Source organism: Pseudomonas sp. FP1742 (assembly GCF_030687145.1).
In the GTDB taxonomy this organism is placed as follows: domain Bacteria; phylum Pseudomonadota; class Gammaproteobacteria; order Pseudomonadales; family Pseudomonadaceae; genus Aquipseudomonas; species Aquipseudomonas frederiksbergensis_D.
Window position 1 is genome coordinate 5,231,681 of record NZ_CP117460.1, and the last position, 20,265, is coordinate 5,251,945.

Sequence of the window (20,265 nt, forward strand, 5' to 3'; positions counted from 1 at the left end):
AGCATTCTACCCGGAAACGATGGTGAGGAAAGTGGCGTTGTTCCACGATGCATGCACTGCGCTGTGACGGGGCTCACCTAAAATAAGGGCTTTTTACTGAACTTCAACCCGTTCCGGGCACAAGTTATTCGTTGATTTAATGAGTAAAACGCTCACAAAGCAATGGGTCGGGAGCAACCAGTGCTTTCTGTTAACATGGCCGCTCTGTTACTTCAGGTGTTCGATCATGGCATTTCGCCCTCTCACGGCCAGAGCACCCGCCGTCCTGCTTCGCGAAGCCAAACCGCTGAAGGCCATTTTTGGCCACGCTCAACGCCTGGGCCATTTACAACGCCTGGTGGAAAGCCAGTTGCAGCCGGCTGCCCGGGAGCATTGTCATGTGGCGTCGTGGCGTGAAGGCAATCTATTGCTGATCGTCACCGACGGTCACTGGGCTACCCGCCTGCGCTACCAGCAAAAGCGTCTGCAACGGCAGTTACAGCTGTTCGATGAATTCGCCAGCCTGACGCGGATCCTGTTCAAGGTGCAGCCGCCTACCGTTCAGCAAGGGGCGGCGGGGCATACGATAAATTTGTCGACGGATGCGGCCGCAACCATTCAGGCGACGGCTGACGGGATTACCGACCCGAACCTGCGGGCGGCCCTCGAACGCCTGGCGGCGCACGCCAAACCCAAGTCATGACATAGAACCCATGTGGGAGCGGGCTTGCTCGCGAAGGCGGCTAATCAATCAACATTTCTGTTGAATGTTAAACCGCTTTCGCGAGCAAGCCCGCTCCCACATGTTGACTGTGTACGCTCGCTAGCGGCGTTTGCTGCCGCCAAGCAATGACCCCATCAAACCACGCACCAATTGTCGGCCCAGTTGATTTGCCGCCTGTCGCATCGCCGATTTCAGTGCCTGCCCTGCCGCCGTGCCGAGGAATTCCCCGGCCTGTTCGGTGAAACTCGGCTCTTCAGGTACAGGTTTGCCCGGTGCTGCCTCAGGCTCCGGCGCCAACCCCTTACGCCCCATCAGCACTTCATACGCCGATTCGCGATCGATCGGTTTGTCATAGCGCCCCTTGAACGGCGAACCGGCGATCAGCACCGTGCGTTCGGTCTCGGTCAGCGGCCCGATCCGCGATTGCGGCGGCGCCACCAATACCCGCTGGACCATGCCCGGCGTGCCCTTGTCTTGCAAGGTGCCGACCAGAGCCTCGCCGATCCCCAACTCAGTCAGCACCGACAAGGCGTCAAACGCCGGATTCGGCCGAAAGCCCTCGGCCACCGCACGCAGGGATTTCTGCTCTTTGGCGGTGAACGCGCGCAAGCCATGCTGAACACGCAGGCCCAACTGAGCCAGCACGTCATCCGGCAGGTCGCCTGGCGATTGGGTGACGAAATATACGCCTACACCTTTGGAGCGGATCAGACGGACAACCTGTTCCAGACGATCCTGCAACGCCTTGGGCGTACCGGCAAACAGCAAGTGCGCCTCGTCGAAAAACAGCGCCAGCAGCGGTTTCTCCGCATCACCGCGCTCCGGCAATTGCTCGAACAGTTCGGCCAGCAACCACAAAAGGAACGTCGCATAGACCTTCGGCGCTTCGTGCACCAGACGGCTGGCGTCGAGCAAGTGAATGCGCCCGCGACCATCCACGGCCGGTTGCAACATGTCTTCCAGTTGCAACGCCGGCTCGCCGAACAACGCCTCGGCGCCCTGCTGTTCCAGCGTCGCCAATCGGCGCAACAGGGCCTGGCTGGAGCCGGTGGTCATCAGCGCGGCGTCATCGCCCAGCAATTCGGGGTTATCGCGCAGATGATTGAGCAGCGCCTTCAAATCCTTCAAATCCAGCAGCAACAGCCCTTCGCGGTCGGCCACCTTGAACGCGGCATACAGTGCCGACTGCTGACTATCGGTCAGCTCCAACAGGCTACCGAGCAGCAATGGCCCCATTTCGCTCAAGGTGGTGCGCAGTGGATGACCGGATTGACCGTGAATGTCCCACAGGGTTACCGGATAGGCCTGAGGCTTATGGTTCAGCCAGGGCATGCCGGCGATCCGCTCCGCAACCTTGCCTTGAGGGTTGCCGGCGGCGCCCAGGCCGCACAAGTCGCCTTTGATGTCCGCCGCGAACACTGCCACGCCGGCATCGCTGAACGCTTCGGCCAGACGCTGCAACGTAACGGTTTTACCGGTCCCGGTAGCGCCCGCTACCAAACCGTGACGGTTCGCCAGGCGCATGGCCTGGGTGATGGGCTGGCCAGCGAGGTCGGCGCCGATAACGAGTTGCGATGAGTCAGGCATTTTGTCACCCATGGTTAATCTTTGATCCTTCATGGCCGATAACAACCGAGAGACCAGACTGAAAATAGCGTCGGTAATTCCCTAAGGAGAGACGGAAATATCAGCTTACTTTCAACACTGCCCATTTTGCGTGCCTTTATAAAAGCACGCCCTGGACATTAAGACCTTAGCGGACCCCCAAGCCATGAACAAAAACCTGCGCTTCAGCCATAAGATACTGCTTGCCGCCGCCCTGATCGTTATCGCCGCATTCGCCTCGTTCACACTGTACAACGACTATTTGCAGCGCAATGCGATACGCCGCGATCTGGACAACTACCTGCAAGAAATGGGTAACGTCACCGCCAAAAACATTCAGACTTGGCTGACTGGCCGCAGCCTGTTGATCGAAAACCTGTCACAGACCGTTGCCCTGAACGCCGAGAGCGACAACGTCGCCAAACTGCTGGAACAGAAGGCCGTCGCATCCACCTTCATGGGCGCCTACCTGGGCAACAAGGATGGCACGTTCATCATCCGCCCGGACAGCAAGATGCCCGACGGCTACGACCCTCGTGTTCGCCCTTGGTACAAGAGCGCGCAAAGCACCAGCGGTTCTGCCTTGACCGAACCTTACATCGATCTGGCGTCTGGCCAGTTGGTGATTTCCATCGTCGACAGCGTCCTCAAGGACGGCCAGAACATCGGTGTGGTCGGTGGCGACCTCAGCCTGCAAGTGATTACCGACAGCCTCAACGCCCTGGACTTCGGCGGTATGGGCTATGCGTTCCTGGTCAGCGCCGACGGCAAGATCCTGGTTCACCCGGACAAAGCCCTGGTGATGAAGCCCCTGAGCGAGGCGTACCCGAAAAACACCCCACGCATCAGCAGCGAACTCAGTGAAATCGATGTCGATGGCAAGACCCGCATCGTCACGTTCACCCCCATCAAAGGCCTGTCTTCGGTCAATTGGTACATCGGCCTGTCGGTGGACAAGGACAAAGCTTTCGCCAGGCTCAGCGAATTCCGCGCCTCGGCGGTCGTCGCGACGGTCATTGCCGTGGCCATTATCATCGCCTTGCTGGGCATGCTGATCCGCATCCTGATCCAGCCGCTGCACGTCATGACCCGGGCCATGGAAGACATCGCCGACGGTGAGGGCGACCTGACCAAGCGCCTGACCATCCAGAATCAGGACGAATTCGGCATCCTCGGCACGGCGTTCAACCGCTTCGTGGAACGGATTCATACCTCGATCCGCGAAGTATCCTCGGCCACCGGGCAAGTCAACGAAGTGGCCTTGCGGGTGGTGGCGGCCTCGAACTCGTCGATGTTCAACTCCGACCAGCAAGCCTCGCGCACCAGCAGCGTGGCCGCGGCGATCAACCAGCTCGGCGCCGCCGCCCAGGAAATCGCCCGCAACGCAGCGCAAGCGTCCAGTCAGGCCAGCGACGCCCGCAGCCTGGCCGAAGACGGCCAGCAAGTGGTGGATCGCAGCATTGCCGCGATGAATCAGCTGTCGAGCATGCTCAGCGCTTCCAGCACCAACATCGAGTCGCTGAACAGCAAAACCGTGAACATCGGGCAGATTCTCGAAGTGATCACCAGCATTTCCCAGCAAACCAACCTGCTGGCACTCAACGCGGCCATTGAAGCGGCACGGGCCGGTGAAGCCGGGCGCGGTTTTGCCGTGGTGGCCGACGAAGTGCGCAACCTGGCGCACCGCACACAGGAGTCGGCGCAACAGGTGCAGACCATGATCGAGGAGCTGCAAGTCGGCGCCCGTGAGTCCGTCAGCACCATGAGCGACAGCCAGCGTCACAGCCAGGACAGCGTGGAAATCGCCAACCTGGCCGGCGAGCGCTTGAACAGCGTGACGTTGCGCATCGGCGAAATCGACGGCATGAACCAGTCGGTGGCCACGGCGACCGAGGAACAAACGGCGGTGGTGGAGTCGATCAACGTGGACATCACCGAGATCAACACGCTGAACCAGGAAGGCGTGGAAAACCTGCAATCGACCTTGCGGGCCTGCTCGGACCTTGAGCAGCAGGCCTCGCGCTTGAAGCAATTGGTGGGCAGTTTCCGTATCTAGCGTCTGAACTGGCCTCTTCGCGGGCAAGCCCGCTTCCACAGTTGACCGCGTCCGCCTGGACAACTCGGTCACTGTGGGAGCGGGTTTGCCCGCGAAGGCGTCCATCCAGGCACCAAAAATCCCGCTGCGTCCCCCCACCGCAAAACCCAACCGAACATCTATCCTTCATATAGGTCAACCAAAGGGAGCACATCGAACCCGGAGGGATGTTCATCGTGCATATCGCTGACATAACCATGTTCTACGCCCCTGCCAGCGGTGGCGTGCGCACTTATCTGGATGCCAAACACCGTCGTTTGGGCATCAAACCCGGTATTTGCCATAGCCTGCTGATCCCAGGAGCGCATTTGAGTGAACAGGATGGTGTCTATACGGTTCCGGCCCCCGCCCTGCCCTTCGGCAAGGGTTATCGCTTCCCCCTCCGTCTCGGGCCGTGGCGCAATGTCCTGCGAGATTTACAGCCCGATCTGATTGAAGTCGGCGACCCTTACCTGACCGCCTGGGCCGCTTTGGACGCCAAGCGGCAACTCGATGTGCCGGTGATCGGCTTTTATCACTCCGACCTGCCGATGCTGGTCAGTAACCGCATGGGCAACTGGGTTACACCCAATGTCGAAGCTTATGTCAGCAAACTCTATGGCAACTTCGACCGGGTTCTGGCGCCGAGCCAGGTCATGGCCGACAAACTGATCGGGCTGGGGGTGAAGAACGTTTTCGTACAACCCCTGGGCGTCGACCTGCAAACGTTCAACCCCGCTGCACGGGATCCAGGCCTGCGGGCCGAATTGGGCATCGATGAAAACACTCACCTGCTGATCTTCGCCGGCCGAGGCTCCAAGGAAAAAAACCTGCCGGTGCTGCTCAATTGCATGAAGCGCCTGGGACGTCGTTACCACCTGTTGCTGGTAGGCTCGTCGATGCCGACCCTGGTGCCGCGCAATGTCACCGTCCTCGATGAGTTTTGCCCGGCGGCGCAAGTCGCGCGCCTGATGGCCAGTGCCGACGCACTGGTGCATGCCGGCGATCAGGAAACCTTTGGCCTGGTCGTCCTCGAAGCCATGGCCAGCGGCATTCCGGTGGTCGCCGTGGCGGCCGGGGCTTTCCAGGAGATTGTCACCGATCAATGCGGCCTGCTTTGTACGCCAAACAATCCAGTGGCGATGGCCAACACCGTACGTGAGCTGTTCAGCCAGGGCAGCGCCGCATTGGGTAAGCAGGCCCGTCGACATGTCGAGCAACATTACGCCTGGGACACGGTGGTCCACAGCCTGCTGGGGCACTATCACGCCGTACTCGGCACGCAATGGCCGCAGATCGCCAATGGTTGAGCCCATGAACGCGCCCGGTCTGTTGCTGGTGCTGCACGACGTTGCGCCGCAAACCTGGCCCGACTACCAGGCCTTCGTCGAAGCCGTCGACGCACTGGGGACAGTGCCGATGACCTGGCTGGTGGTGCCGAACTTCCACAAACATAACGACCTTGACGCGCATCCGGGGTTTAGACATTTGCTCAGCAACCGTGTCGCCCTCGGCGACGAACTGGCACTGCACGGCTACTACCATTGCGATGAAGGACCGACCCCCATCACTCCTCGAGACTGGTTCATGCGCCGGATCTACACCCATGAAGGCGAGTTCTACAAGTTGCCTGTGGAAGCCGCCCTCGCCCGCCTGCGCGCTGGAATCGAAGTGTTCCAGCGTTATGACTGGCCACTGGAAGGTTTCGTCGCGCCAGCCTGGCTGATGAGCGAAGGCACCCGCCAGGCATTGCGCCAGTTGCCGTTGCGTTACACCAGCGATTCGCAGCACCTGTATCGTTTGCCGGAGTTCACCGCGATCGATGCCCCCGGCCTGGTCTGGAGCGCTCGCAGCGCCTGGCGCCGTGGCCTGTCGAAAATCGTCAGCGATCAGCGCGAACAGCGCTGGTGCCAGGCGCCGGTGATTCGTCTGGGCCTGCACCCGGTGGACATGCGCCATGAGTTCTCGCGGCAGTATTGGCTGCATATTCTCAAGCGCCTGCTCGACGAGGGCCGTGTGCCGATGACCAAGGCCGGTTGGCTGAAACTGCAACGCGACCCCGTCGGTCGCGCCGCATGAGCCGGGGAATTCTGCTGATCGTCGCGCTGCTCGCCGCGGTGCTCATCCCGTCGTTGCTGGGCGGCGGCGAGACATGGTCGCGCCTGCAAAGCTTTCCGCTGGAATGGCTGCTGATCATGTTCGGCATGATCCTGCTGTGCTGGGTGATCAACACCCTGCGCTTGCGCCTGTTGCTGGGCGATCAGAGTGACAAGGTGAGCCGCCTGAAAAGCCTCGGGGTGGTGATGTCCGCCGAGTTCGCCTACTGCGCCACCCCCGGCGGCAGTGGCGGCCCGCTGACCATCATGGCCCTGTTGGCGCGCCACGGCGTGCGGCCGGCCAGGGGCAGCGCCGTGTTCGCCATGGACCAATTGAGCGATCTGCTGTTTTTCCTCTGCGCGCTGAGCGGGATTCTGATTTATGCACTGTTCCAGCACCTCAGCCAGCGCCTGGAATGGCTGCTGACCGTCAGCGCCATTTCGTTGTTCGGCGGGCTGTTCAGTTGCGTGTTGATGGCTCGCTACCACCGCTCGCTGATTCGTCTGAGCGGTCGGTTGCTCGCCCGATTCAATGTCAAATCAACGACTCGACACCGCTGGGCACGAAAGCTCCTGCACTTCCTGGCGGCGTTCACTGACACCTTGAAGTTACCCTTTCAGACACTGATCAAGGTATTCGCCCTGACCTGCCTGCATTGGGTCTTGCGTTACAGCGTGCTGTATCTGGCGTTGCGCGGGCTGGGCGTGGATTTGCAGTGGGCCTGGTGCTTTCTGATCCAGATGCTGTCATTGAGTGCGGGGCAATTCAGCCTGTTGCCCGGTGGTGCCGGGGCGGCGGAACTGACGTCGGCGGCGCTGCTGGCGCCCATGGTGGGGAAATCCACCGCGGCGGCGGCGATTCTGATCTGGCGGACGGTGACTTATTACTTCTATCTGGTGGTCGGTGGCCCGGTGTTTCTGCTGATGCTCGGGCGGCCATTGCTGAAGAAGTTGATGAAGTTCAAGCAAGCTTGAAAGATCGAGGGGGCTTGTCGGAACGCCGCACCGCCCCTTCGGCGGCGCAGCCGTCGCAAGATCAGCACGCAAGGTCTACCTGAAAGAGTGCCGGGGCCGCTTCGCAGCCCAACGGGGGCAAGCCCCCTCGCCACAGGGTTTTCAGGCACCACTGGCTGTATCTTCAGAATCGTCCTGCAACTGCTCCCACAACTCGGCGGCGCCGGGAAACTCCGTGCCGTCTTCGGGGCTCAGGTCGTCCGGATCGTAGCGGCTCAAACAGCCCTCGCCCAATGTGGCGGGCGCCTTGGAAACAGCTTTATCCAGCGGATCGGCCATGGTCATGTCCTCGGTGCAGAAACGGCGAAGGGCCTGAAGCGATTGAACGCCCAGGCCCTTCGGATTTCAACCGTATGGTTGTCAGAACACGACGGTTTTGTTGCCGTGCACCAACACCCGGTCTTCCAGGTGATAACGCAAACCACGGGCCAGCACCATTTTCTCGACATCACGACCGAAGCGCACCATGTCTTCGATGCTGTCGCTGTGGCTGACGCGCACCACGTCCTGCTCGATGATCGGGCCGGCATCCAGCTCTTCGGTGACATAGTGGCAAGTGGCGCCGATCAACTTCACGCCACGCATCGAAGCCTGATGATACGGCTTGGCGCCGACGAACGACGGCAGGAAGCTGTGGTGAATGTTGATGACCTTGTGGGCATATTCGCTGCACAACTCGGGCGGCAGGATCTGCATGTAACGGGCAAGCACCACCACTTCGGCCTCGTGCTGTTTGACCAGGCGCGAAACTTCGGCGAAGGCCGGTTCCTTGTTCTGCGGGTCGACCGGTACATGGTGATAAGGAATACCGTGCCACTCGACCATGCTGCGCAAATCGTCATGGTTGGAAATCACGCAGGCGATTTCGCAATCCAGTTCGTCGCTGTGCCAGCGGTGCAACAAGTCGGCCAGGCAATGGGATTCACGGCTGGCCATCAACACCACGCGTTTCTTTTGCTCGGTGTCGGTGATGCGCCAGTCCATCGAGAACTCTTGGGCAATCGGTGCAAACGCTTCGCGAAAGGCTTCGATACCGAAAGGCAGCGAATCGGCACGAATTTCGTGACGCATGAAGAACCAGCCACTGAGATTGTCCGAGTGATGGCTCGCTTCAGTGATCCAGCCGTTATGTGACGCCAGAAAGTTACTGACTTTAGCAACGATGCCGACGCGGTCCGGGCAAGCAATCACCAGCCGAAAAGTGCGCATGAGGGGGAAACTCCAGAACTTCGCAAAGGCCGCCATTCTAGCGATTGCGCAGCAAAACTGCAGTATTGATGACGCATGGCCGCCGATTGCGGTCCGCGACACAGGTTCCGGCGGCGCCATACGCCAGTGCATGGTGCTCTTGTAGCCAGTCTTCAAGAGGTCAACTGTGAATATTTGTGACGCTATTTAACTGCCACTCCAATGTGTGTCCTATTCCGCAACTAATTTAAATAAAACTCCGGTTAAATGTTTACTTGATGAAACACCCTGACTATTATTGTCGCACTGTCACCCTGTCATCCAGCGCCAACATAAGGTAGTCCCCATGTCCTTGATCACCGAATACAACGCCACAAAACAAGCTATTGAAGAACTGCAACAGCGTCTGGCGGACCTGTCCAAAGACGACAAACTGCAAAAAGAGCTGGAATTCGAAGGCAAACTGCGCACCCTGATGGGCGAATACTCCAAATCCCTGCGCGACATCATTGCCCTGTTGGATCCAGACTCCAAAACCAAGCCTCAACGTGGCGGCGCAGTAAAAACTACCGGCACCAAGCGTGCTCGCAAAGTTAAACAATACAAAAACCCGCACAACGGCGAAGTCATCGAAACCAAAGGTGGCAACCACAAGACTCTGAAAGAGTGGAAAGCCAAGTGGGGCGGTGACGTGGTTGAAGGCTGGGCTACCCTGCTGGGCTAAGCCGCAAGCCTGTCGCAGCCTGATCGCGACCCAAAAGAACGCCAGCGAATGCTGGCGTTTTTTTATGTCTGGAATTCAAGCGGACATCATTTTCATTTTCAAAGATTCAAACGCTTTCGTAATACCTGGACATGAATCAGCCAGTCATCCAGAACCTCTTGCTGAAACGATGCAGGACTAATCGTCAATTGGGCAACAGCCGTCAGAAAACTTTCCAGCGTATTGGGAGCCCCCCACTCCGGGGCGGACAAACGCTGCTGACAGAATATTCGCCAGCGCTCTTGCTCTTCCAGGCTCAACGTATCGGGAAAGTTGCGTGCTCGATAACGAAACAATAATTCAGGCAAACGTTCGTCATCGAACGGCCACTGCTCTTGTGCTAATTGCGCAGGGTCGGCCGCTCGGACTTGCTCACATAGACGTCGATCCCGATCACCGATAAAACCGTCGTATAACTGTTGCTCGGGGTCCAGGCTCGCGGCGAAATCCTCGCGGGCATAAATCGCCGACACTTTATCTTGCCAAACTTGTTGTGCGTCACTTAGCCGCAACGCCCGTTCCTGATAGAGCGCCATGTCCAGCCCCAAACGTTGCTGATCTTCGGGACGAAGTACCGACAACGGCGCCACGACCGGGCATTTATTGATATGGATGAGCTTGAGCGGTACCGGCAGTTCGCCTTCGGCCAGATCGTCACGCCGGGTATAAAGCCGCTGACGCAAGGTTTCGGCATCCAGATCGAGCAACCCCTGAGGGTCCAGGTGCAGATCGCAGACAATCAGCGCGTTGCGATTACGCGGATGCCAAGCCAACGGCAGTACCACGCCGACGTAATGGCGGGCCGCCGAAAAGCGTCCGCTAATGTGCACCATGGGCTGCAACAGCCGAATCTGGTCCATCACCTTTTGTTTGCTGCGCAACTGAAACAGCCAGTCATATAACCTCGGCTGCTTTTCGCGAATCAGACGTGCCAGGGCGATGGTCGCGCGAACATCCGATAGCGCCTCGTGGGCATTCCCGTGATCGATGCCGTTGGCGGCGGTCAGGCGTTCTAGCTTGAGCGTCACCCGCCCTTCGTCATCCCTGGGCCAGACGAGGCCATCGGGGCGCAAGGCATAGGCCGCGCGCACCACGTCGATCAGGTCCCAGCGGCTGTTGCCGCCCTGCCACTCCCGTGCATAAGGGTCGAAGAAGTTTCGATACAGGCTGTAACGGGTCATCTCGTCGTCGAAACGCAGCGTGTTGTACCCCGCCCCACAGGTACCGGGGGCGGCGAGCTGGGCATGAACCCGTGTCATGAAATCGGCTTCGCTCAAACCTTGCTCGGCCAAAAGGCCGGGCGTGATACCGGTGATCGCGCAAGCCGCCGGATGCGGCAGGATGTCGTCACTGGGTTGGCAGTAGAGATTGACCGGCTCGTCTATTTCATTGAGATCGAAGTCGGTGCGAATCCCCGCCACTTGCAACGGGCGGTCGCAACGCGGGTTGATGCCAGTGGTTTCGTAGTCGTACCAGAAGATCGAGGTCACGGGTTATTCCTGAACTGAAGACCGGCGAAGTCTAGGCGCACGCACACCGCCCGACCAGAATTCTTGTCATTCAATCAGCTCTTGTCACTCATCGTGCAATACATAGTTATGTCGTTCGCCCCCGAGAGGCTGCTAGCATCGGACGAACATCGATTCGCAAACCAGCCACACCAAGGTTGCCCATGCTCGAGACCACAGCTCCGCCAGGGAAAGCAACGCTGGCCCCGCCACTGGACACGCGGTATCACGTCGAAACGCCCGAAGGCATCGACTTGCCACTGCGCCCGGCCGGGATGATGGTCCGCGCGCTGGCCTTCGCCATCGACCTGGGCCTGCGCGGGTTGATCCTGGGCCTGCTGTTTATGGTGTTGGCGTTTCTCGGGCAACTCGGCGCCGGGCTGGGCTCGATTTTGCTGTTCGTGGTGAGCTGGTGGTACATGGTGCTGTTCGAGGTGCTCAATAAAGGGCGCTCGCCCGGCAAGCAATGGATGGGGCTGCGGGTAGTGCAGGACGATGGCACGCCGATCGGCTGGTCCGCGTCCTTGGTGCGCAACCTGTTGCGATTTGTCGACATGTTGCCGTTCGGCTACTTTCTCGGGGCGATCAGTTGCCTGCAACATCCCACGTTCAAACGCCTCGGCGACCTGGCCGCCGGCACGCTGGTGGTCTATAGCGAACAACCGCTCACCCGCCCACAGTTGCCCGATGTCCCACCACGGCGCGCAGCCTTCGCGCTGACGCTGACCGAACAACGCGCCATCCTCGGGTTTGCCGAGCGCCAGAGTGAACTCTCCGAGGCACGGGCAGGCGAGCTCGCCTCGATACTGGCGCAACCGTTGCAGGTACCGAAGTCGCAGGCCGTGGCCGCACTCAACGGCATCGCCCGCGGCCTGTTGGGCCCCCTATGAAGCAAAGCCAGTTCGAAAACCGCCATAAGGCCGAATGGGAGCAATTTGCACTCATGCTTGAACGGCTGGAGCGCGGCAAGGAGGCCTCACGAATCGCCAGTTTCCCCAGCGATTACCGACGGCTCTGCCAACATCTGGCGCTGGCTCAGGAACGCGGTTACAGCAGTTTTTTGGTCGACTCATTGCAGCAACAAGTGCTGCGTGGGCATCAACAGCTCTACCGGCATCGCAGTCGGCTGGGGGCCAATATGCTGGGTTTCATCCTGGCCGACTTCCCGCGACTGGTTCGCGAACAGTGGCGTTTCGTACTGGCTGCCAGCCTGATATTTTTTGGCAGCCTGAGCGGCTTCGCATTGTTGGTCTATCTGTTTCCGGAACTGGTCTACAGCCTGATCCCGGCCGAACAGGTCAGTGAAATGCAAAACATGTACGACCCCGACGCCGGTCATCTGGGGCGTTTGGCGGAACGGGCGGCCAGCGAAGACTGGGTGATGTTCGGCTACTACATCATGCACAACATCGGCATCGCCTTTCAGACCTTCGCCAGCGGTTTGCTGTTTGGCCTGGGCAGCGCGTTTTTCCTGTTCTTCAACGGCTTGATGATCGGTGCGGTGGCCGGGCACCTGACGCACATCGGCTATGGGCAAACCTTCTGGTCGTTCGTGATCGGGCACGGCGCCTTCGAACTGAGCGCCATTGCCCTGGCCGGTGCCGCCGGCCTGCAACTGGGCTGGGCATTGATCGCCCCAGGGCGCTTGCCAAGGGCCGAGGCCCTGCGACTGGCCGCGCGCAAAAGCGTGTCGCTGATTTGCGGGGTCATGCTGTTTTTGCTGATTGCGGCGTTTATCGAAGCCTACTGGTCGTCGCGCAGCGCCACTGCGCCGCTGACCAAATACCTGGTCGGCGCAGCGCTCTGGGTGTTGGTTGCGACCTATCTGCTGTTTGCCGGACGGACCCGCCATGCGCCCGAGTGACGCCAGTGCGGTGATTCGCCCGCGCACCAGCTGGGAAGCCATGGACCTGGGGGTGCTGCTGAGTCAGCGTCATCGGCGCCTGCTGATGACCAGTTGGGCCATCGTGACCTTGCCGGTCTTCGCCCTGCTCACCCTACTGCTATGGGATTCGCCCTCCCTCGCCGTGTTCCTGTTCTGGTGGCTCAAACCGGCGTTCGATCGGCTGCCGCTGTACATCCTGTCCAAAGCCATGTTCGGCGAAACGCCCACGCTGAAACAGGCCCTGCGCCAGTGGCCGCGCCTGCTCAAGCCGCAACTGCTGGCCAGCCTGACCTGGCGTCGCCTGAGCCTGAGCCGCAGTTTTCTGATGCCGGTGGTGCAACTCGAAGGCCTGGAAGGCCTGGCGCGACAACAGCGTTTGCGCGTGCTATTGCAGCGCAACGCCGGTGCCGCGCAATGGCTGACGATCATTGGTGTGCATCTGGAAACCGCGTTGTGGATCGGCCTGATGGTGCTGTTCTACATGTTCTTGCCACTGCAGGTCGAACTCGACTGGGGCTGGCAGACCTTGATTGCCGCCGCCACACAAGACTGGCGCTGGCTGGAACACCTGACCAATGCTTTTTACGCTCTGGTGCTAGTGGTCTGGGAACCGATTTATGTCGCCTGTGGTTTCAGCCTTTATCTGAACCGGCGCACATGGCTGGAAGCCTGGGACATCGAACTGGTATTCCGCCGCTTGCGCCAACGCTTGAGCAGCGCAGTCATTACGCTGCTGCTGGCGGCGTTTGTGCTGGTGCCGACGGGGCAAAGCGTCTGGGCCGCCGAACCGGGCATGTCACCGGACAGCCCGCGTCTGCTGGAGCAACCCCTGACCAGTCAGGCATCCCGAGACAGCATCAAGGCCATCCTCGATCAACCACCGTTCAAGAACAAGGAAACGGTAACCCGCTATCGGTTCGGCGAAGACAAACCCGCCGACGACACTGCGCACGGTGGTCAAACACCCGCCTGGTTGAAGGCGCTGTTCGGCTTGCTCGACAGCCAGCGTTTCGGCGTGTTGGCCAGCCTGATCGAAGTGGTGCTGTGGGGCACGGTGATTGCCGCCATCGGCTTGTTGATCTGGCGTTACCGCGACTGGCTGCAGGCGTTCGTCAGCCGCCGGCCAGCGTTAAACCGTCAAGCGACGCGGCCGTTACCGCAGCAGGCGTTCGGCCTGGACCTCAACCGCGAAACCCTGCCCGCCGATATCGCGGCCAGCGCCGAAAGCCTCTGGCAGACCAACCCGCGTGAAGCCCTCGGTTTGCTCTATCGCGCCCTGCTCAGTCACTTGTTGCACGACTTCAACATGGCGCTCAAACCCGCCGACACCGAAGGCGAAGTGCTTCAGCGCGTTGAACAATTGAAGCAACCGGCGTTGCTGGCCTTCAGCAAAAACCTGACCGCGCACTGGCAGAACATGGCCTACGGGCATCGCCTGCCCCCGGCGCATTTGCAACAGGAACTCTGTGACGGCTGGCGCGCGTTGTTCGGCCCGGGAGCAGTCCGTTGAACCGCCGGGGGTGGCAGGCGGTCGGCGTGTTCATCGCCGTGCTCCTGGGCGCGTTGAGTGTTTACCTGTACTTCAAGGCCATGCCCTATCAGGAAGAAATCGATCACGGCCCTTCCCCCGAAGCCCAGGCCAACCCCTACCTGGCGGCCGAGCACTTTCTGCGCAAACAGGGCCTGACCGTCAGCCATGCCGACACCCTCGACATCCTGCCGACCCTTGAGCCCCGTCAGCACAGTTTGCTGTTGCTCGGCGACCGATCGAACATGTCCCCGCGACAGGTGGATCAGGTGTTGAACTGGACCCGGGCCGGTGGACGTCTGTTATTCGTCGCCGAAGCCCTGTGGGATGAAAAAACCGGTCAGAGCAATGACCTGCTGCTCGATCGGGTGCAGTTGCACCAGTCCCTGAGCAAAGACCTCAAGGACCCGCCACCCGATCTCATCGACGACCCCTACCCCAAACTGACCAAGCTCTATCTGGAAAACGAAGAGGCGCCGGCCTACTTCAGCTTCGATACCGCGTTCCACCTCGACGACCCGAAAAACCTTGCCCAGGCCTGGGCCAACAGTGGCAAGGCCACGCACATGATGCAGCTGAGTCACGGGCTGGGTTCGATCACGGTGGTGACCGACGCCGACCTCTGGAAAAGCCCCGCTATCGGCCAGTACGACAACGCCTGGTTGCTGTGGTACCTGGCGGCCGACACCGACGTGACCTTGCTGTTCAATACCGATCACGACAGCTTGCTAACGTTGCTGTGGCGCTATTTTGCGCAAGCCCTGGTAGCGCTGATCGCCTTGATCGCCTTGGGTTTCTGGCACGTCGGCGTGCGCAATGGCCCGTTGCTGGAGCCGGCTCCCAGAGCCCGCCGGCGACTTCAGGAACACCTGCGCGCCAGCGCCGATTTCATGCTGCGCCGCAGCGGTCAGCACAGCCTGTTGCACGCCTTGCAGCAAGACATCCTGCGTCGTGTCCGCCACCGACACCCCGGTTTTGAACAACTCGGCGTCGCCGAACAATGGCTGGTGCTCGCACGCCTGACCGGCCACCCCACACGCGCCATCAGCCAGGCCATGAGCCCGCGACCGAAACAGCGGCTGTCCAGCGCTGAATTCAGCCGTCAGGTCGCCCACCTGCAAACCTTGAGGAACGCCTTATGAGTGAACAGATCGAGCCCGGCACCCAGACCCACGCCGCCCAACAGCGCCAGCGCGCCAGCCAGTTGGCCCAGGCGATAAGAACAGAATTGCAAAAAGCGGTGATTGGCCAGAACGGCGTGATCGACGACGTGCTCACCGCCCTGATCGCTGGCGGCCATGTACTGCTCGAAGGCGTGCCGGGGTTGGGCAAGACGTTGCTGGTGCGCGCCCTCGCCCGTTGCTTCGGTGGCGAATACGCTCGCATCCAGTTCACCCCGGACCTGATGCCCAGCGACGTCACCGGGCATGCGGTGTACGACCTGCAGACCGAGCAATTCAAACTGCGCAAAGGCCCGTTGTTCACCAACCTGCTGCTGGCCGACGAGATCAACCGCGCCCCGGCGAAAACCCAGGCCGCGCTGCTCGAAGCCATGCAGGAACGCCAGGTCACCCTCGAAGGCCGCGCTTTGCCCATCGCGCAACCGTTCATGGTGCTGGCCACGCAAAACCCCATTGAACAGGAAGGCACTTACCCGTTACCCGAAGCCGAACTCGACCGCTTCATGCTCAAGGTGCGCATGGACTACCCCGACACCGAGCAAGAGCTGGACATGGTGCGCCAGGTCAGCCGCTCGACCCGCGCCGACATGCTCGACGTGCAACCGCTGCGCACCGTGTTGCAGGCCAAGGACGTGCTGGCCTTGCAGCGCATCGCCAGTGACCTGCCGCTGGACGATCAGGTGCTCGATTACGCCGTGCGCCTGGCCCGCACCACCCGCACCTGGCCAGGCCTGACCCTCGGCGCCGGGCCACGGGCGTCCATCGCGCTGGTGCGTTGCGCCCGAGCCCGGGCGCTGCTGCGCGGGGGCGAGTTCGTGATTCCCGACGACATCAAAGGTTGCGCCCTGGCGGTACTGCGTCACCGGGTGCGGATTGCCCCGGAGCTGGACATCGAAGGGCTGGACGTCGATCAGGTGCTCCGGCAATTGCTCGACCAAGTGCCGGCGCCACGGTTATGACCCCCTCTATTTCGTTACACGCCACTCCTGTGGCGAGGGGGCTTGCCCCCGTTGGGTTGCGAAGCGACCCCAAAACCTGCAATCGCATATCGACAGACACACCGCGGTTGTCGGGTTTACGACTGCTTCGCAGCCGAACGCGGGCAAGCCCGCTCGCCACAGAATTACCGTGCCAGACCAACCCTTGCCACGAAGTCGCGACGCCATGAAACCCTCGCGCCTGCTCTTGACCTGGCTCACTATCCTGCTGGCTATCGGCATCGTGCTGGGCACCTTACGGGCGCTGGACATCGCCGTCCCATCAAGCCTTTTATCGATCAACTGGGGATTACTGCTAGCCCTGTTGACCCTGGCGATACTCGACGCCATTCGCCTCAAGCGTTTGCCCTCACCACGCCTCCAGCGACAAATGCCCGGCAGCCTGGCACTCGGTCGATGGAGCGACGTGCGACTGGAGGTCGAGCATGATTTTACCCAGCCACTGAACATTCAGATCTTCGACCACGTACCCGACGGCCTGAACTTCGAAAACCTGCCCCTGTCGGTCGAATTGCAACCCGGCCAACAGAGCCAGATCAGCTACCGCCTGCGCCCGCTCATGCGCGGCCATTTCAGCTTCGAATACTGCGAAATCAACCTGCCGAGCCCCATGGGTTTGTGGTCCGACAAACGCCTGCTCAACATACCCGACACCACCCGCGTCTACCCCGACTTCGCCCGCCTCTACGGCGGCCAGTTGCTGGCGGTGGACAACTGGCTCAGCCAACTCGGCGTACGCCAGCGCCAACGTCGCGGCCTAGGCCTGGAATTCCATCAGCTGCGCGAATTCCGCGAAGGCGACAGCCTGCGCCAGATCGACTGGAAAGCCACCGCCCGCCAACGCACCCCCATCGCCCGCGAGTACCAGGACGAGCGCGACCAGCAAATCATCTTCATGCTCGACTGCGGCCGCCGCATGCGCAGCCAGGACGGCGAACTCGCGCATTTCGATCACGCCCTCAATGCCTGTCTGTTGCTCAGCTACATCGCGTTGCGCCAGGGCGACGCGGTGGGCTTAAGCACCTTCGCCAGCAACCATCCGCACTACCTTGCCCCGGTCAAGGGCACGGGCCAGCTCAACGTGTTGCTCAACACCGTCTACGACCTCGACAGCACCCAACGCCCGGCCGACTACCAGGCTGCCGTCACGCAACTGCTGGCCCGACAAAAACGCCGGGCACTGGTGGTGCTGGTGACCAACCTGCGGGATGAAGACGATGAAGAACTGCTGACCGCCGTCAAACGCCTGAGCAAACTGCATCGGGTGCTGGTGGCGAGCCTGCGCGAAGACTTGCTCGACAGCCTGCGGCAAACGCCGGTGCAAACCTTGCCGGAGGCGCTGGCCTATTGTGGGACGGTGGATTATTTGAATGACCGGGCGCAGCTCCATGAGCGGTTGAGTGCTCATGGAGTGCCGGTGGTGGATGCTCGGCCCCAAGAGTTGGGGGCCGAGTTGGTGACGGCGTATTTGGGGTGGAAAAAAGCTGGGACGATGTAACGTCGAATCGTATATAAAATCGTCATATCACGATGTCTACATGAGTATGACGTGCGAGCACGTACGACAGGACCCTCAAACCGGGTACTTACGAAAACCAATCCCCTGAAAGCTCTATCACAAGGAATCAATCATGGACGAGAACCTATTTGCTTCAGTGCTAACGCAGATCAATGAGAACCAACTGGCTTTGGGTGCAGCTATAGAAGAACTATCGAATTGGATGGCGCAACGGGGGGCTACCGAAGTAGCGGATAACATCCGATGTGCATTGCAAACGATAGATCGAAACCAAGAATTCATCTCTTTGGCACTTATTTCTATCTCCACCGATTTTAAAGAATCACAGGTTCCAAAAAAGAATGACCCTAATGACTCTAACTAACCATCAAGAGTCGCAATTCTCCTCGGTTGTTACCCGATGCCTCTCATCGGGTAACAACTGACGTTCATGGTCAGTAATCTGCTTGTTGTCCTCCTCCCGACTTCTCGAATAGCAGCGCTAACGGCTACAGAATGAAGCGCATTTGCCTACAAGTGTCAGCGACCCGGCTGATTGTGGGTGCTGTCCGTCCCGACATAAGGTTCTCCTTCCCTCGCTGCCGTCCATTCGTCTACCTCCGAATCGACGGTAGCTCCAACAAGGAGTTAACCGTATTAATGCCTCCACCCAATCCACGCAATACCATCCCGCGTTCCCCCTACGGAACCCTCGACTCAAGAAAACTCCAAGAAGCTGCCAACAGGGCTCTAGATCACTATCTAGAACGGGAAAACACTGAGCCGTGTGTCGCCAACGAACGCCCCACCGAGGAACGATCCATGAAAATGTTCGCCGTTGTCCCTGATGCCAACCCCGAAGCCTTGACCATCGAAACCTACGAAACCTTTTCGACGGTCAGCATTCTGCTGCTCGACCTGGCGGAAAGCCTGGACGACAAGCCGCGGCATCTGGCCATGGCGATTTACCGGATGAGTGAGTTGGGGTTGATGTTGGTGGAGCGGTCGCTGGATAACGAGAAGGCGATCAAGGTGGCCGGGGCTTAAATAGCTGGCGCCTGGGCTGACGTCTTCGCGGGCAAGCCCGCTCCCACAGGTTTCGAGTTGAACGCAGGTTTTGTGTTCACCGAATAACCCTGTGGGAGCGGGCTTGCTCGCGAAGGCGTCAGTACAGGCACCACAGAATTTCAGGCCGAAGCAGGCAACGGCTGAAAACTGAAGTACTGCTTCAACGCCTCCACCAATTGCCCATACTCCGGCGGTGCCCGTTGCAGGCTGAACCCAGAGTCGTAATGGTGGGGCGTGGCGTCTTCATGGCACCACAGGCAACACGCCTTCAGGTCAATGACCTGCTGGCAGCCGTCGCTGGCGGGGATTTTCAATCGCAGGTCAAAGTCGACGCCCACCATCATCGGCAACTGGCTGATGAGCATCAGCCCGTCGCTGGACAAGTTGCCCAGAAAGCCGATGGGTTTGTCGGTGACGCTGTTGAACACTTTCAGAAAATACGGCAGTTGATGCCGCTCGATCCGGCGGTCGGTAAACATGCGCAAATGGCCCAGCAAGGCCCTTAAGCAGGGCCGCACTAATGCTTCGGAACGTGCCGGCTGCTTGATAAGCCTGGACGCGCTCTCCCCGATCCTGGTGCGTCAGTCCTTACCACGCTGACGCTTACTGCTGCCGATCACAGGTATCACCTCGGTTTAGAGGCAAGGCTCTAAAACCGATCTATTCGACTATAGCTCACCACCGCCGGGCGGCCAGCCGTTGCATGACAGCGGCCATCAGAACTGCGTCGGGCGCACGGCCGCCGCGCTGCGCGTCGGGTAATGGCCCAGGCTCTGCAAGGTTTCCAGACGGGCGCGGGCGCGGTAGGCGTATTCGCTTTGCGGGTAAGAGGCGATGATGAACTGATAAGTCTGCGCCGCATCGATGAACAGCTTCTGCCGTTCCAGGCACTGGCCGCGCATCATCGACACTTCCGGCTGCACGTAGCGACGGGAACGACTGTCACGATCGACCTTGGACAGTTCGAGCATCACCTGCTCGCAGTTGCCGCGTTCGTAGGCGCTGTAGGCATTGTTCAAATGATGGTCCATCGACCAACGGGTGCAGCCCGCAGCACTGAGGGCAAGGACGGCAATGAGCACGAATCGCATAGGGGAATCTCCTGTCTTGCGCTCTGTATCGACCCGTTGGCGGAAATCTTCAGAACCGTTTACGC

20 protein-coding genes are annotated in these 20,265 nt (G+C 60.1%); 14 read left to right on the forward strand and 6 right to left on the reverse strand.

Annotated features, from left to right (window positions below; genetic code table 11):
• The first annotated feature begins 226 nt into the window (after nucleotides 1-226).
• Nucleotides 227-682: a DUF721 domain-containing protein gene (locus PSH64_RS23720; RefSeq protein WP_105346640.1), complete on the forward strand. Its 456-nt coding sequence runs from the start codon at nucleotides 227-229 to the stop codon at nucleotides 680-682.
• A gap of 120 nt (nucleotides 683-802) precedes the next feature.
• On the opposite strand, the gene PSH64_RS23725 is transcribed toward PSH64_RS23720, so the two are convergent.
• Nucleotides 803-2,290 carry a helicase HerA-like domain-containing protein gene (locus PSH64_RS23725; RefSeq protein ID WP_105345270.1) on the reverse strand — a complete coding sequence of 496 codons (1,488 nt, stop codon included), beginning with the start codon at nucleotides 2,288-2,290 and terminating at the stop codon, nucleotides 803-805.
• A gap of 184 nt (nucleotides 2,291-2,474) precedes the next feature.
• Here PSH64_RS23725 and PSH64_RS23730 point away from each other — a divergent pair, with 184 nt between their 5' ends.
• From PSH64_RS23730 to PSH64_RS23745, 4 genes are all read left to right on the forward strand, one after another.
• Entirely contained in the window at nucleotides 2,475-4,364 is a 1,890-nt protein-coding gene (locus PSH64_RS23730) for a methyl-accepting chemotaxis protein (RefSeq protein ID WP_305478882.1), read from the forward strand.
• A 206-nt stretch (nucleotides 4,365-4,570) separates the two neighbouring features.
• Nucleotides 4,571-5,692 (forward strand): glycosyltransferase family 1 protein, encoded by a 1,122-nt coding sequence (locus PSH64_RS23735; protein ID WP_105345247.1) that lies wholly within the window; start codon nucleotides 4,571-4,573, stop codon nucleotides 5,690-5,692.
• Entirely contained in the window at nucleotides 5,685-6,461 is a 777-nt protein-coding gene (locus PSH64_RS23740; protein ID WP_305478883.1) for a polysaccharide deacetylase family protein, read from the forward strand. The genes PSH64_RS23735 and PSH64_RS23740 overlap by 8 nt, the downstream gene beginning before the upstream one ends.
• Nucleotides 6,458-7,453: a lysylphosphatidylglycerol synthase transmembrane domain-containing protein gene (locus PSH64_RS23745; protein WP_305478884.1), complete on the forward strand. Its 996-nt coding sequence runs from the start codon at nucleotides 6,458-6,460 to the stop codon at nucleotides 7,451-7,453. The genes PSH64_RS23740 and PSH64_RS23745 overlap by 4 nt, the downstream gene beginning before the upstream one ends.
• Nucleotides 7,454-7,594: 141 nt before the next feature.
• Here the strand turns inward: PSH64_RS23745 and PSH64_RS23750 are convergent, their stop codons facing one another.
• Both PSH64_RS23750 and purU read right to left on the reverse strand, forming a co-directional pair.
• On the reverse strand, nucleotides 7,595-7,771 hold the full coding sequence (locus PSH64_RS23750) for a hypothetical protein (protein ID WP_181150696.1): 177 nt from the start codon (nucleotides 7,769-7,771) through the stop codon (nucleotides 7,595-7,597).
• 81 nt (nucleotides 7,772-7,852) lie between these two features.
• Nucleotides 7,853-8,701, reverse strand: coding sequence for a formyltetrahydrofolate deformylase (gene purU, locus PSH64_RS23755; RefSeq protein WP_105345240.1), 849 nt, complete (start codon nucleotides 8,699-8,701; stop codon nucleotides 7,853-7,855).
• A 325-nt stretch (nucleotides 8,702-9,026) separates the two neighbouring features.
• Between purU and mvaT the strand changes: the two genes are divergently transcribed.
• Nucleotides 9,027-9,404 (forward strand): histone-like nucleoid-structuring protein MvaT, encoded by a 378-nt coding sequence (mvaT, locus tag PSH64_RS23760; protein WP_105345238.1) that lies wholly within the window; start codon nucleotides 9,027-9,029, stop codon nucleotides 9,402-9,404.
• Nucleotides 9,405-9,502: 98 nt separating this feature from the next.
• On the opposite strand, the gene sbcB is transcribed toward mvaT, so the two are convergent.
• Nucleotides 9,503-10,933, reverse strand: a complete 1,431-nt coding sequence (gene sbcB, locus PSH64_RS23765; protein WP_105345235.1) for an exodeoxyribonuclease I — start codon at nucleotides 10,931-10,933, stop codon at nucleotides 9,503-9,505.
• A gap of 182 nt (nucleotides 10,934-11,115) precedes the next feature.
• On the opposite strand from sbcB, the gene PSH64_RS23770 reads away from it, so the two are divergent.
• From PSH64_RS23770 to PSH64_RS23805, 8 genes are all read left to right on the forward strand, one after another.
• Nucleotides 11,116-11,841 (forward strand): RDD family protein, encoded by a 726-nt coding sequence (locus tag PSH64_RS23770; RefSeq protein WP_105345233.1) that lies wholly within the window; start codon nucleotides 11,116-11,118, stop codon nucleotides 11,839-11,841.
• Nucleotides 11,838-12,815, forward strand: coding sequence for a stage II sporulation protein M (locus PSH64_RS23775; protein ID WP_305478885.1), 978 nt, complete (start codon nucleotides 11,838-11,840; stop codon nucleotides 12,813-12,815). The genes PSH64_RS23770 and PSH64_RS23775 overlap by 4 nt, the downstream gene beginning before the upstream one ends.
• Entirely contained in the window at nucleotides 12,802-14,346 is a 1,545-nt protein-coding gene (locus PSH64_RS23780) for a DUF4129 domain-containing protein (protein ID WP_305478886.1), read from the forward strand. The genes PSH64_RS23775 and PSH64_RS23780 overlap by 14 nt, the downstream gene beginning before the upstream one ends.
• Complete coding sequence (locus PSH64_RS23785; RefSeq protein ID WP_305478887.1) at nucleotides 14,343-15,506, forward strand: DUF4350 domain-containing protein; 1,164 nt, start codon at nucleotides 14,343-14,345, stop codon at nucleotides 15,504-15,506. The genes PSH64_RS23780 and PSH64_RS23785 overlap by 4 nt, the downstream gene beginning before the upstream one ends.
• The gene (locus tag PSH64_RS23790) at nucleotides 15,503-16,504 is read left to right on the forward strand and encodes a MoxR family ATPase (protein WP_105345223.1); all 1,002 of its coding nucleotides are present in this window, start codon (nucleotides 15,503-15,505) and stop codon (nucleotides 16,502-16,504) included. The genes PSH64_RS23785 and PSH64_RS23790 overlap by 4 nt, the downstream gene beginning before the upstream one ends.
• Nucleotides 16,505-16,709: 205 nt before the next feature.
• Complete coding sequence (locus tag PSH64_RS23795; RefSeq protein WP_305478888.1) at nucleotides 16,710-18,041, forward strand: DUF58 domain-containing protein; 1,332 nt, start codon at nucleotides 16,710-16,712, stop codon at nucleotides 18,039-18,041.
• A gap of 133 nt (nucleotides 18,042-18,174) precedes the next feature.
• Nucleotides 18,175-18,426: a hypothetical protein gene (locus PSH64_RS23800; RefSeq protein WP_105345218.1), complete on the forward strand. Its 252-nt coding sequence runs from the start codon at nucleotides 18,175-18,177 to the stop codon at nucleotides 18,424-18,426.
• Nucleotides 18,427-18,701: 275 nt separating this feature from the next.
• Nucleotides 18,702-19,088: a DUF6124 family protein gene (locus PSH64_RS23805; RefSeq protein WP_105345215.1), complete on the forward strand. Its 387-nt coding sequence runs from the start codon at nucleotides 18,702-18,704 to the stop codon at nucleotides 19,086-19,088.
• Between the two features lie 140 nt (nucleotides 19,089-19,228).
• On the opposite strand, the gene PSH64_RS23810 is transcribed toward PSH64_RS23805, so the two are convergent.
• Both PSH64_RS23810 and PSH64_RS23815 read right to left on the reverse strand, forming a co-directional pair.
• Nucleotides 19,229-19,588, reverse strand: a complete 360-nt coding sequence (locus PSH64_RS23810; RefSeq protein WP_305478889.1) for a PilZ domain-containing protein — start codon at nucleotides 19,586-19,588, stop codon at nucleotides 19,229-19,231.
• Nucleotides 19,589-19,825: 237 nt separating this feature from the next.
• Nucleotides 19,826-20,200, reverse strand: coding sequence for a tol-pal system YbgF family protein (locus tag PSH64_RS23815; RefSeq protein WP_105345210.1), 375 nt, complete (start codon nucleotides 20,198-20,200; stop codon nucleotides 19,826-19,828).
• Nucleotides 20,201-20,265 lie beyond the last annotated feature (65 nt).

What these genes read in the sequence shown, in the direction of transcription:
- PSH64_RS23725 (WP_105345270.1), bottom strand. Translation starts at nt 2,290, where the DNA reads ATGCCTGACTCATCGCAACTCGTTATCGGCGCCGACCTCGCTGGCCAG.
- PSH64_RS23745 (WP_305478884.1), top strand. Translation starts at nt 6,458, where the DNA reads ATGAGCCGGGGAATTCTGCTGATCGTCGCGCTGCTCGCCGCGGTGCTC.
- PSH64_RS23810 (WP_305478889.1), bottom strand. Translation starts at nt 19,588, where the DNA reads ATGTTTACCGACCGCCGGATCGAGCGGCATCAACTGCCGTATTTTCTG.
- PSH64_RS23720 (WP_105346640.1), top strand. Translation starts at nt 227, where the DNA reads ATGGCATTTCGCCCTCTCACGGCCAGAGCACCCGCCGTCCTGCTTCGC.
- PSH64_RS23815 (WP_105345210.1), bottom strand. Translation starts at nt 20,200, where the DNA reads ATGCGATTCGTGCTCATTGCCGTCCTTGCCCTCAGTGCTGCGGGCTGC.
- PSH64_RS23770 (WP_105345233.1), top strand. Translation starts at nt 11,116, where the DNA reads ATGCTCGAGACCACAGCTCCGCCAGGGAAAGCAACGCTGGCCCCGCCA.
- PSH64_RS23780 (WP_305478886.1), top strand. Translation starts at nt 12,802, where the DNA reads ATGCGCCCGAGTGACGCCAGTGCGGTGATTCGCCCGCGCACCAGCTGG.
- PSH64_RS23740 (WP_305478883.1), top strand. Translation starts at nt 5,685, where the DNA reads ATGGTTGAGCCCATGAACGCGCCCGGTCTGTTGCTGGTGCTGCACGAC.
- mvaT (WP_105345238.1), top strand. Translation starts at nt 9,027, where the DNA reads ATGTCCTTGATCACCGAATACAACGCCACAAAACAAGCTATTGAAGAA.
- PSH64_RS23795 (WP_305478888.1), top strand. Translation starts at nt 16,710, where the DNA reads ATGAAACCCTCGCGCCTGCTCTTGACCTGGCTCACTATCCTGCTGGCT.
- purU (WP_105345240.1), bottom strand. Translation starts at nt 8,701, where the DNA reads ATGCGCACTTTTCGGCTGGTGATTGCTTGCCCGGACCGCGTCGGCATC.
- PSH64_RS23735 (WP_105345247.1), top strand. Translation starts at nt 4,571, where the DNA reads ATGTTCATCGTGCATATCGCTGACATAACCATGTTCTACGCCCCTGCC.
- PSH64_RS23730 (WP_305478882.1), top strand. Translation starts at nt 2,475, where the DNA reads ATGAACAAAAACCTGCGCTTCAGCCATAAGATACTGCTTGCCGCCGCC.
- PSH64_RS23750 (WP_181150696.1), bottom strand. Translation starts at nt 7,771, where the DNA reads ATGGCCGATCCGCTGGATAAAGCTGTTTCCAAGGCGCCCGCCACATTG.
- PSH64_RS23775 (WP_305478885.1), top strand. Translation starts at nt 11,838, where the DNA reads ATGAAGCAAAGCCAGTTCGAAAACCGCCATAAGGCCGAATGGGAGCAA.
- PSH64_RS23790 (WP_105345223.1), top strand. Translation starts at nt 15,503, where the DNA reads ATGAGTGAACAGATCGAGCCCGGCACCCAGACCCACGCCGCCCAACAG.
- PSH64_RS23800 (WP_105345218.1), top strand. Translation starts at nt 18,175, where the DNA reads ATGGACGAGAACCTATTTGCTTCAGTGCTAACGCAGATCAATGAGAAC.
- PSH64_RS23805 (WP_105345215.1), top strand. Translation starts at nt 18,702, where the DNA reads ATGCCTCCACCCAATCCACGCAATACCATCCCGCGTTCCCCCTACGGA.